Genomic DNA, 4,323 nt, shown 5'->3' with positions numbered 1-4,323 from the left:
CCCGGATACCGGGCGCGCTGGTTTCTTTTCGGGCGATGATTTTGGACAGATATGCCCAATTCAAGCCGCATGACGGCGTGGTGGACAATGCCGTACGGTGAGTTATCGTGTACTCGGCGTTAAAACAAACGGCATGACCCGTTCCTTTCCGGCTCAGGAGTTCAGGCGATGGCGAGGCAGGTACGCGCCGAGCAGACCCGCGCGACGATCATCACGGCCGCCGCCGACCTGTTCGACCGGCAGGGCTACGAATCCACCAGCCTCAGCGACATCGTCGAGCACGCCCGCGTCACCAAGGGAGCCCTCTACTTCCACTTCGCCGCGAAGGAGGACCTCGCCCACGCGATTCTGGAAGGCCAGTCCGCGACGTGCCGCCGACTGGCCAGGGACACCGGGATCCGGGGCCACACCTCCCTGGAGGCGCTGATGCGCCTCACCTTCTGCATAGCCAGGATGTCCGCCGAGGACCCCGTTCTGCGCGCCGGACTGCGGCTGGCCACCGGCGGCACCCGCCCCCGCCCGCCGCTCAGCCACCCCTTCACCGAGTGGCTGGACATCGTCACCGCCCGGCTCCTCGGCGCGGTCCAGGAGGCCGACGTCCACCCCGACGTCGACATCGACGTCGTGGCCCACTCCCTCGTCTGCTTCTTCGTCGGCACCCGCGTCGTCGGCCGCTCCCGGGAATCCGTCGCCCGCCAGCCCCGGCGCACGGCCGAGATGTGGCAGATCCTCATCCGCGGCCTGGTCCCCGTGACCCGGCGCGCGCGTTACCTCAGCCTGGCCGCCCGGCTGGAACGGGAGATCGCGCCGGTGTGACGTCCGGCGCGCGCAACGGGCGCGCGTTACGGTGAGCCGCATGTCCGACACCCCCACCGCGCCGGTGATCGTCCCCGACGAGCCCGGTACGTTCCCGCACGGCGTGCTGGCCGAGCGCCACCCCGCGATCGTCCGGCAGGTGCGCGAGGCCTTCCCCTACGAGCCCGCGCAGCACCGGGCGCTCGACGCCCTGCTGGCCGACTGCGCCACGGGCACCATCGAACCCCTCCCGGCCGGCGCGCACGACCGGGAGCGGTGGCGGGCCTGGGGGATGGACACCTACGCCGGCCGCTCCTGGTACGACGTGCCCTGGCTGTGGTCCGAGAGCTGGTTCTACCGCCGGCTGCTCGACGCGGTGGGCTACTTCGGCCCCGGCCCCTGGCAGGGCGTCGACCCGTTCCGGCCCTTCAAACTCGCCGAACTCGGCTCTCCCGCCACGGACGAGGAACTCGCCGCGCTCGACGACCTCACCGGCCGCCCCGAGGACGAGCAGGCGGCCGCCCTGCTGCACGGCTCCCTGTGGGGCAACCGGGCCGACCTAGGCTTCCGGCTCTCCGCCGAGGGGGCCGGGGAGAGCGCCGCCGTCCCCGCCCTGGTGGCCGACGACACCGAGCGGCTGTGGACACTGCTCGGCACCCCCGCCGCGGACCCCCTGTGCCTGGTCGCCGACAACGCGGGCCGCGAACTCGTCCCCGATCTGCTGCTGATCGCCCATCTGCTCGCACACGGCCGCATCGGCCGCGCGGTGCTCCACGTCAAGCCGTACCCGTACTACGTCTCCGACGCCACCACCGCCGACGTCGTCGACGCGGTGCGCCGGCTCACCGGCGCCGAGGGAGCGGCGGCCGCGTACGGGCGCGGTCTGTGGGCCGCCCTCTCCGACGGCCGGCTCACCCTGCGCGCGCACCCCTTCTCCTGTTCGCCCCTGCCCTACGCCGAGATGCCGGACGATCTGCGCGCCGACTTCGCCGCCGCCGCGGTCACCGTCGTCAAGGGCGACCTGAACTACCGCCGTCTCGTCGAGGACCGGTACTGGCCCCCGACCACACCGTTCGCCGACGTCACGCGGTACTTCCCGGGACCGGTCGCCGCCCTGCGCACCCTCAAGTCCGATGTGATCACCGGACTGACCGCCGGCACCGAGGCGGCGCTGACGGCCGCGGAGGAGCAGCGCTGGCGCACCAGCGGCACCCACGCGCTCATCCAGGTACGGACATGAGCTCCAGGACTCCCGTTCGGGCGAGGGTTCACGCGATGGTGTGATCACGTCCCGGCCGGCGGATGCCGCCACCGGGCCACGGGTAGGCCCCGGCCATGACGCAGCCGTTCACACTCCCGCACTTCTACCTGCCGCACCCCGCGCGGCTCAATCCGCATGTCGATGAGGCCCGCGCCCATTCGGCCGCGTGGGCGCGAGAGATGGGCATGCTGGAGGGAAGCGGGGTCTGGGAACAGGCCGATCTCGACGCGCACGACTACGGCCTGCTCTGCGCCTACACCCACCCCGACTGTGACGGGCCCGCCCTCTCGCTCATCACCGACTGGTACGTGTGGGTCTTCTTCTTCGACGACCACTTCCTGGAGAAGTTCAAGCGCAGCCAGAACAGGGCGGCCGGCAAGGCCCACCTGGACCGGCTGCCCCTCTTCATGCCGCTGGACCCGGGAGCGACCGTTCCCGAGCCGGAGAACCCGGTCGAGGCGGGCCTCGCCGACCTGTGGGCGCGCACCGTGCCGGCGATGTCCGACGACTGGCGCCGCCGGTTCGCCGTCGCCACCGAACACCTCCTCAACGAGTCCATGTGGGAGCTCTCCAACATCAACGAGGGGCGGATCGCCAACCCCGTCGAGTACATCGAGATGCGCCGCAAGGTGGGCGGCGCCCCCTGGTCGGCCGGGCTCGTGGAGTACGCGACCGCCGAAGTGCCCGCCGCCGTCGCCGGAACGCGGCCGCTCAGGGTGCTCATGGAGACGTTCTCCGACGCCGTGCACCTGCGCAACGACCTGTTCTCCTACCAGCGGGAGGTCGAGGACGAGGGCGAACTCAGCAACGGGGTGCTCGTCCTGGAGACCTTCTTCGGCTGCACCACCCAGGAGGCCGCCGAGCTGGTCAACGACGTCCTCACCGCACGGCTCCATCAGTTCGAGCACACCGCGTTCACCGAAGTCCCCGCCGTCGCACTGGAGAAGGGCCTCACCCCGGACCTGGTCGCGGCCGTGGCCGCCTACGCGAAGGGACTGCAGGACTGGCAGTCCGGTGGCCACGAATGGCACCTGCGCTCCAGCAGGTACATGAACGAGGGCGCGCGCTCCGGCTCCCCCTGGCTGTCGCCCTCGGGACCGGGGACGTCCGCCGCGGACATCGGCGCGCTGCTCGCCACCACCGGCGCCCGGCGGTGGCGCGCCCATACGCACGTGCCGTTCCCGAAGGTCGGCCCGTCGGTCATCCCCGAGATCGAGATGCCCTACCCGCTGCAGCTCAGCCCCGCTCTGGACGGCGCCCGGCGGCATCTGCTGGAGTGGTCGCGGCGGATGGGCATCCTCGGCGAGGGTGTCTGGGACGAGGACAAGCTGGAGAGCTGCGATCTGCCGCTGTGCGCCGCGGGCCTCGACCCGGACGCCACCCAGGCACAACTCGACCTCGCCTCCGGCTGGCTGGCCTTCGGCACCTACGGCGACGACTACTACCCGCTCGTCTACGGACACCGCCGCGACCTGGCCGCCGCCCGGCTGACCACGGCCCGCCTCGCGGCCTGCATGCCCCTCGACGACGGGCCGGTGCCGCCGCCCGCCAACGCGATGGAACGCTCCCTGACCGACCTGTGGGCGCGCACGACGGCCGGGATGACGCCCGACGGCCGCCGTCCCCTGAAGGCGGCGGTCGAGACCATGACCGAGGCCTGGGTGTGGGAGCTGTCCAACCAGATCCAGAACCGGGTCCCGGACCCGGTGGACTACCTGGAGATGCGGCGTGCCACCTTCGGCTCCGATCTCACCCTGGGACTCTGCCGCGCCGGACACGGACCGGCGGTACCGCCCGAGATCTACCGCAGCGGCCCCGTGCGCTCCCTGGAGAACGCGGCGATCGACTACGCGTGCCTGCTCAACGACGTCTTCTCCTACCAGAAGGAGATCGAGTTCGAGGGCGAGATCCACAACATGGTGCTCGTCGTGCAGAACTTCTTCGGCGTCGACTATCCGACCGCGCTGCCCGTGGTGCAGGACCTGATGAACCAGCGGATGCGCCAGTTCCAGCATGTCGTCGCGCACGAACTGCCCGTCGTCTATGACGACTTCCAGCTCTCGAAGGAGGCGCGGGAGATCATGCGGGGCTATGTGACGGACCTGCAGAACTGGATGGCGGGCATCCTCAACTGGCACCGGAAGGTACCGCGGTACAAGGACGAGTACCTGTCCGGCCGGGTCCACGGCTTCCTTCCGTACCGCCCGCCCGCACCGCCGGTTCTCATCTGACGGCCTGGCCCTTCCGCCGGAGGCGAACCCACCATG

Annotated in this window: 3 protein-coding genes; all 3 read left to right on the top strand. The window is 70.9% G+C overall.

Annotation, left to right across the window (positions count from 1 at the left end; genetic code table 11):
- Positions 1-168 precede the first annotated feature (168 nt).
- The 3 genes from B9S61_RS14775 (at position 169) to cyc2 (ending at position 4,287) form a co-directional block, all read left to right on the top strand.
- Positions 169-816: a ScbR family autoregulator-binding transcription factor gene (locus B9S61_RS14775; protein ID WP_103542669.1), complete on the top strand. Its 648-nt coding sequence runs from the start codon at positions 169-171 to the stop codon at positions 814-816.
- Between the two features lie 40 nt (positions 817-856).
- Positions 857-2,035: a damage-control phosphatase ARMT1 family protein gene (locus tag B9S61_RS14770; protein ID WP_103542668.1), complete on the top strand. Its 1,179-nt coding sequence runs from the start codon at positions 857-859 to the stop codon at positions 2,033-2,035.
- A gap of 95 nt (positions 2,036-2,130) precedes the next feature.
- Positions 2,131-4,287 carry a germacradienol/geosmin synthase Cyc2 gene (gene cyc2, locus B9S61_RS14765; RefSeq protein WP_103542667.1) on the top strand — a complete coding sequence of 719 codons (2,157 nt, stop codon included), beginning with the start codon at positions 2,131-2,133 and terminating at the stop codon, positions 4,285-4,287.
- Positions 4,288-4,323: the final 36 nt, after the last annotated feature.

Origin of the sequence: Streptomyces sp. SM1 (assembly GCF_002910825.1) — a bacterium.
Lineage (GTDB): Bacteria > Actinomycetota > Actinomycetes > Streptomycetales > Streptomycetaceae > Streptomyces > Streptomyces okerensis.
This window is presented reverse-complemented; position numbering and strand designations above follow the sequence as displayed.

Bases quoted from the DNA above. Each gene is read 5' to 3' on its own strand.
- B9S61_RS14775 (WP_103542669.1), top strand. From the start codon at position 169: ATGGCGAGGCAGGTACGCGCCGAGCAGACCCGCGCGACGATCATCACG.
- B9S61_RS14770 (WP_103542668.1), top strand. From the start codon at position 857: ATGTCCGACACCCCCACCGCGCCGGTGATCGTCCCCGACGAGCCCGGT.
- cyc2 (WP_103542667.1), top strand. From the start codon at position 2,131: ATGACGCAGCCGTTCACACTCCCGCACTTCTACCTGCCGCACCCCGCG.